The following is a 6,026-nucleotide window of genomic DNA, read 5'->3' as shown; positions in this document are numbered from 1 at the left end:
ATTCAAATCATTTAAAAAGATGTGCAATAGATCTACATATATTTAAGAATAATGTTTGGTTACAATCAAAACCAGAATTACAAGATATTGGCAATTATTGGGAGAGCTTGAATACTCTTAATCGTTGGGGCGGTAATTTTAAAAACTTTATTGACGTTCCGCACTTTGAAAGAAATTGTTAAAAATCTCTTGACTTCTATCTTAAAATCTTAAGAAGCTGATAGAGATAACTAAGAAAACTAGCAACTGCCAAATGTGAGATGTTACAAAGGGTTAATGATGAGGTAAATTGGCTTGGTAAAGCCTCGTAGCCCATAAAAGAGATTTATGATGACGCTAAAACATACGAACTTGAGGGCTTTTGCGTACGAATGAGCTCGCACTTATAGTGGAGTGTAAAGAAATTTTGGGCGGCGCAGCATTCAAAAGTGGAGCAAAAGATAAAAAATTAAATGAGGGTGTGCCGCCTAAAGAGCAGGGAGCAAGAACAGGCAAAACCATCTGGCGGCTAAAGCTTGGCGCATATCTCTACACGCTAGTTTTCTATGTGAGGGAGTGCTTTACTTTGGCACCGCTGACAAGAGTGGAGAACTATACGCTGTTGAGGTAAAAAATGGTGAAGTGATATTTAAATTTAAAACCAGCGGCACATAGTACTTTGCCTGGACTAATGGTCAAATTTTGCTCGCAAATCACAAAAATAAGCCAGTTTTGATAAGCGCTAAAAATGGCTTGCTACTAAAAAAGATAGAGTTTGAGAAATTTAGACTTAGCACAGATCAGATCATACTAGTAAGCGGTGGCAAGCTCTACGCTATGGCAAATTATAAAGCTAAGACGTACGCAGTTTGCGCGGAAATTTAGCCTTGGCGAAATTTATCGCCAAAGCCATAATGAGATAAATTTATCTCTTCTTTTTATACCTTTTTATCGCTTCTACGATGACCTCTTCTAGGTCGTCGTTTGGCTCTTTATTCATATCGTCATAGGTGTTTTCAAGGATAGTTTTTAAATTTTTCTCGACGTAGCTAGTGTCAAAAAACCCACGTCTAAATTCCTTGCTTTTGCTGATCGTTAGCAAAAATGGGATGATCGTTCTCACGCCTTCGATGGTAAATTCTTCAAGTGCTCTTTCGAGCTTATTTACAGCGAGATCATAGTCGGTTGCTTTTACTATTAGTTTTGCGATGAGTGAGTCGTAAAAAGGTGGTATAGTGTAGTCCTTGTAGACGTGGCTATCGACCCTTACTGATGGGCCAAGAGCAGGGTAGTAACCCTCTATCGTGCCAGGTGCTGGGATGAAATTTTCCCAGACATTCTCAGCTGTGATTCTAGCTTCTATGGCGTAGCCACGTGGTTTGATATCGCTTTGCTCTATCTCTAAAATTTCACCCGCTGCGATCCTTATTTGCCTAACGACTAAGTCGTGGCCAGTGATCTCTTCAGTGATGCCGTGCTCCACCTGGATACGGGTGTTCATCTCCATGAAGTAAAAGTTGTTGTAGTCATCTAGCAAAAACTCGATCGTTCCTACGTTTGAGTAGCCCACAGCCTTTGCAGCGGCCACCGCGGTTACGCCCATTATCTTTCTTAAATTTTCGCTGATAGATGGGCAAGGTGCGATCTCGATGATCTTTTGGTGGCGCCTTTGGATAGAGCAGTCACGCTCGCAAAGATGGATTATGTTGCCATAATTGTCGCCTAAAATTTGAAACTCTATGTGTCTAGGGTTAACGACTAACTTTTCCATGAAAACTTCATCATTGTTAAAGTATGCCTTTGCTTCTCTGGTGCACGACTCAAAGGCATCTTGCATATCTTCTTCTTGCCAAACTTCTCTGATACCACGGCCTCCTCCTCCTCCGCTTGCTTTTAAAATGACTGGATAGCCTATGCGTCTAGCGTGCTCTTTTATGGCATCCATGCTCTCGTCATTTAGCTTTTCTGTGCCTGGAACGATTGGTATGCCGTTTCTCTTCATTAGGTATCTTGCGATATTTTTATCACCCATTTTTCTGATCACTTCAGCCTTTGGACCGATAAAGATAAGCCCAGCGTCCTCGACCGCCTTTGCAAATTCGTAGTTTTCGCTTAAAAAGCCGTATCCTGGGTGTATCGCGTCAGCCCCGCACTCTTTAGCAAGCTTTACGATAGCTTTGGCGTCAAGATAGCCTTTGATCGGATCTTCACCCACTTGATAGGCCTCATCAGCGATCCTTACATGCAAGCACTCGCTGTCTGGTGCTGTGTAAATTCCTACGCTTTGGATGTGTAAATCCCTACAAGCTCTGACTATCCTAACTGCGATCTCACCACGATTTGCGATAAGAATTTTATGTATCATAGGCTATCCTTTTTGAGTTTTGCTTATCATATAACTATTCGTTTTATTTTTAGATAAATTTATTAAGTCTAGTTTTAAAATTTGAGTGCAAAGGTTAAATTTACACTCAAATTTTTCTATCTATTGATGATTTGTGGAAAAGGTGTGGCTAGGGCTTTTTTGCTAAAATCTTGCGACTCGATCGTGAAATTTGTAGCAAATCTTTGAATGCCCTCTTTTTTATAAGCACGCCTTTGGATGGTAAAAAGGACTAAATTTCCACCTTGTTTGGTGTAGCGATATATCGAGTGCTCAGCTGTTGGTACGCCATTTAGGTTTGAAAATATCGTGATATCAAGATAAATTTCATTTGCCAGCGAGCCCTTTTTATAAGCCACTTTTAGCCCTTTTGCCTTTAGCTCTTTTAAATCATTTATCTTTTGCTCGACTGCTTGCTCTGGCGTAGCGTCAAATTTAAGCGTATTTAGTGAGAGCATATAGCTAAAACTCTCTAGCTTCTCGCCAGGGAGCAAGTACTCCTGTGTGAATAAATTTGGCACAGGCTTGGCTGAATATGCCAATGAGTAGAGTCTGTTGTCAAATTTTATCTGCACCGGCTCAAAGTACTGAGTCGCTGCAAGTAAGAGTGCTGGTAAAGCGATAAATGCTAAAAATTTCTTCATCAAATTCCCTTAAAATGGATTTACTATCATGACCCAGATAATGATAAGCATCGCGATAGTTGGCACTTCATTGTAGGCTCTAAAGAAGATGCCGCTTTTGTTACAGCGTTTCTCTTTGAGCTGCTTCATATAGCGTCCAAGGTCTAGGTGATAGATAGCCATTAAGATGACAACTAAAATTTTGACATGGATGTGACCAGTTTTTATAAGATCAGGCATTGCAATAAGTATCAAAATGCCAGTGAAAAATGAGCCAATGAGCGCGACCCAACCGATGTAGTGATACATCTTATACTCCATCACTTCGACCACTTTTACAAAGTCTGGCTTGTCCATGTTTTCTACGTGATAAACGTAGAGCCTTGGCTGATAAAACAGCACTGCCATCCACGAGATGAAAAACAAATAGTGGAGGTATTTTAAGTAAAGATAATATTCTGCCATAACGTCTCCTTATCTAAAAAGTATCTCTTTTCTAGCTTCAAATTCAGCCTTGCTGATCGCACCACTCTCAAAAAGCTCATAAAGCCTTTTTAAGTCCTCTTCTTTATCTTTTAGTTTTAGTCTCTCTTTTAGCTCGACTTTTTGTAAATTTTTCTCGACATAAGCACCAACCAAAAATGCATCGATGATCCACCAAATGCCCCAAATAGCTAAGAATAAATAACCAACGAGGATGATTTGTAAAGAGTAACCGATAAAAAATAGTCCCATCATCAAAAAGCCAGTGATAAATTTACCAAGGTAAATTCTATGCGCTCCAAGCCAGCCAGTAAATAGCCAAAGCGCGTATGCGACGTAGATATTATTTCCCACTCTCTCTCCTTTTTCTAAAACTTTGCCAAAGTATCATCACGACGCAAAGATCGATCATCGCGTCAGCGAAGTTAAAGACCGCAAAGTTAAACCACTTGTGCCAAAAGACGTAATCCACGACGCCGCCATGGATAAATCTATCTGTGATATTTGAGCTGCCAGCTCCTAGCAAAGCTCCAAGCCAAATGGCATGCGAGCAAAGCAGTTTTTTCTCAACAACTAGATAGACAAAAACGCCTAAAATGAGGGCGATCTGGATAAATTTCAGCCACTCATCTAAAAAGGCTAACATCGAAAATGCAACGCCCTTATTATATGTAAGAACTAGCGAAAAAAACTCTCCGTCCCACGAAAAGCCATCTATAAATATCATTTTTATCGCTTGATCAACGATAAAAATGACGAAAAACGCGATGAAAAATTTGACTAAGTTTTTACGCATTTAAGGCTTTTATGAAAAATTTCTCAACTTCATCCATGCGTTTTTCAACTAAAGTTTGATTTTTACCCTCAAGCAAAAGTCTGATCAAATTTTCAGTACCAGAGTATCTAAAGAGCGATCTTATGCCTTCTTTTGCAAGGCTAGCCTCAAGCTCTTTTAGCCCCTCTATCTTATCAAGCGGCTTTTTCTCTGTGATCTTTAAATTTAGCAAAATTTGTGGATACGGCTTTAGCTCGCCAAAAATTTCACTAGCTTTTTTGCCTTTTTTAAGCATCATCGCAACAACTTGCATTGAGGTAACAAGGCCGTCGCCAGTTTTGGCATAGTCGTTAAATATCACGTGACCGCTTTGCTCACCGCCAAAATTTATACCATTTTCTTTCATCATTTCAAGCACATATTTATCGCCTACATTTGAGCGAAGCAGCTTGATCTTGCGAGCTTTTAGATAGTCATCAAGTGCGGCGTTACTCATTACCGTAGCTACGACAGCTCCACCTTTTAGCGCCTTTTGCTCGTTTAAAAATGCAGCTAGTGAGCCAAGTATCGCATCGCCATGCACAACTTCGCCGTTTTCGTCAACTACTACAAGCCTATCAGCATCGCCGTCAAATGCAAAGCCGATGTCGGCACGAAGCCTTTTTACCTCGCTTGCTAGGTCCTCTGGATGAAGTGCGCCACAGTTTTGGTTGATATTGCTACCATTTGGTTCGTCGTTTATGACGATGACATCGGCTCCAAGCTCGCTAAATACAGTTGGTGCGACCTTGTAAGCAGCGCCATTTGCTACGTCTAAAACTACTCGTAAATTTTTTAAATTTAACTCTTTTGGGAATGAATTTTTTATCTGCACGATATATCTGCCAATAACATCGTCGATCCTCTTGTTTGCACCGATCTCTGTCATCGTCTTTTGGGCGTTTGCGATGAGCTCATCGTCGTAGAAGATTTTTTCTATCTCAGCCTCTATTGTCTCATCAAGCTTGTTGCCAAAGCTATCAAAAAATTTGATGCCGTTGTCGTAGTATGGGTTGTGTGAGGCGCTTATCATGATGCCAGCGTCACAGCGCATATTTTCTGTTAAAAATGCGATCGCAGGTGTTGGCATAGGGCCTATTTGAAGGACGTTGTAGCCAACTGCGGTTAGTCCTGCAACGATGGCTGTTTCTATCATATAGCCGCTTTTTCTAGTATCTTTTCCAACCAAAATCACATTTGTCGCTGAGGTCTTTCTGAAATAAATTCCAGCTGCCATTGCAAGACGCATAGATGTTTGAGCTGAGAGCTTTTCGCCTGCCTTGCCACGAACACCATCTGTTCCAAATAGTTTCATAAATTTATCCTTTTTATTATAAAATTGTGCTATTCTATCAGAAATTACCTAATTTAAAATCTTAAAATTTTACTTTCATTAAGGATGACTTAAATTAAGGTTAAATTTATTATATCTTTAATATAATCACCGACTAAAATTATTCAAAAAGGTATATTATGGCAAACCATAAATCTGCTGAAAAAAGAGCTAGACAAACTATAAAAAGAACAGAAAGAAATAGATTTTACCGCACAAGACTTAAAAATATCACAAAAGCAGTGCGTGTAGCTGTAGAAGCTAAAGATCTAAATGCTGCAAATGAAGCTTTAAAAGTTGCTAATAAAAGTATCCACAGCTTCGTAAGTAGGGGCTTTTTGAAGAAACAAACTGCTGCTCGCCGTGTTAGTCGCCTTGCACAATTAGTAAATACTCTAAAAGTTGCTTAAT

At 39.8% G+C, this 6,026-nt stretch carries 9 protein-coding genes; 3 read left to right on the top strand and 6 right to left on the bottom strand.

The window, feature by feature from the left end:
• The first annotated feature begins 406 nt into the window (after window positions 1-406).
• Window positions 407-610: a hypothetical protein gene (locus A3835_09530; protein ORI09795.1), complete on the top strand. Its 204-nt coding sequence runs from the start codon at window positions 407-409 to the stop codon at window positions 608-610.
• A 71-nt stretch (window positions 611-681) separates the two neighbouring features.
• Complete coding sequence (locus A3835_09525; protein ORI09794.1) at window positions 682-864, top strand: hypothetical protein; 183 nt, start codon at window positions 682-684, stop codon at window positions 862-864.
• Between the two features lie 40 nt (window positions 865-904).
• On the opposite strand, the gene A3835_09520 is transcribed toward A3835_09525, so the two are convergent.
• The 6 genes from A3835_09520 to glmM form a co-directional block, all read right to left on the bottom strand.
• Window positions 905-2,344, bottom strand: coding sequence for a pyruvate carboxylase subunit A (locus A3835_09520; protein ORI09793.1), 1,440 nt, complete (start codon window positions 2,342-2,344; stop codon window positions 905-907).
• 116 nt (window positions 2,345-2,460) lie between these two features.
• Window positions 2,461-3,006: a hypothetical protein gene (locus tag A3835_09515; protein ID ORI09792.1), complete on the bottom strand. Its 546-nt coding sequence runs from the start codon at window positions 3,004-3,006 to the stop codon at window positions 2,461-2,463.
• Between the two features lie 9 nt (window positions 3,007-3,015).
• The gene (locus tag A3835_09510) at window positions 3,016-3,450 is read right to left on the bottom strand and encodes a hypothetical protein (protein ORI09791.1); all 435 of its coding nucleotides are present in this window, start codon (window positions 3,448-3,450) and stop codon (window positions 3,016-3,018) included.
• 9 nt (window positions 3,451-3,459) lie between these two features.
• Complete coding sequence (locus tag A3835_09505) at window positions 3,460-3,822, bottom strand: hypothetical protein (protein ID ORI09790.1); 363 nt, start codon at window positions 3,820-3,822, stop codon at window positions 3,460-3,462.
• Window positions 3,812-4,264, bottom strand: a complete 453-nt coding sequence (locus A3835_09500; protein ORI09789.1) for a signal peptidase II — start codon at window positions 4,262-4,264, stop codon at window positions 3,812-3,814. Before A3835_09500 ends, A3835_09505 begins: the two co-directional genes overlap by 11 nt.
• Window positions 4,257-5,597, bottom strand: coding sequence for a phosphoglucosamine mutase (gene glmM, locus A3835_09495; protein ORI09788.1), 1,341 nt, complete (start codon window positions 5,595-5,597; stop codon window positions 4,257-4,259). The genes A3835_09500 and glmM overlap by 8 nt, the downstream gene beginning before the upstream one ends.
• 158 nt (window positions 5,598-5,755) lie before the next feature.
• On the opposite strand from glmM, the gene A3835_09490 reads away from it, so the two are divergent.
• Window positions 5,756-6,025, top strand: coding sequence for a 30S ribosomal protein S20 (locus A3835_09490; protein ORI09787.1), 270 nt, complete (start codon window positions 5,756-5,758; stop codon window positions 6,023-6,025).
• Window position 6,026 lies beyond the last annotated feature (1 nt).

The organism is Campylobacter concisus, assembly GCA_002092835.1.
Taxonomy (GTDB): domain Bacteria; phylum Campylobacterota; class Campylobacteria; order Campylobacterales; family Campylobacteraceae; genus Campylobacter_A; species Campylobacter_A concisus_K.
Note: the sequence above shows the minus strand (reverse complement) of the source record. Positions and strands in the feature narration are given on the sequence as shown.

Coding starts and splice junctions, on each gene's coding strand:
- A3835_09520 (ORI09793.1), bottom strand. CDS start 2,344: ATGATACATAAAATTCTTATCGCAAATCGTGGTGAGATCGCAGTTAGG.
- A3835_09515 (ORI09792.1), bottom strand. CDS start 3,006: ATGAAGAAATTTTTAGCATTTATCGCTTTACCAGCACTCTTACTTGCA.
- A3835_09510 (ORI09791.1), bottom strand. CDS start 3,450: ATGGCAGAATATTATCTTTACTTAAAATACCTCCACTATTTGTTTTTC.
- A3835_09500 (ORI09789.1), bottom strand. CDS start 4,264: ATGCGTAAAAACTTAGTCAAATTTTTCATCGCGTTTTTCGTCATTTTT.
- glmM (ORI09788.1), bottom strand. CDS start 5,597: ATGAAACTATTTGGAACAGATGGTGTTCGTGGCAAGGCAGGCGAAAAG.
- A3835_09490 (ORI09787.1), top strand. CDS start 5,756: ATGGCAAACCATAAATCTGCTGAAAAAAGAGCTAGACAAACTATAAAA.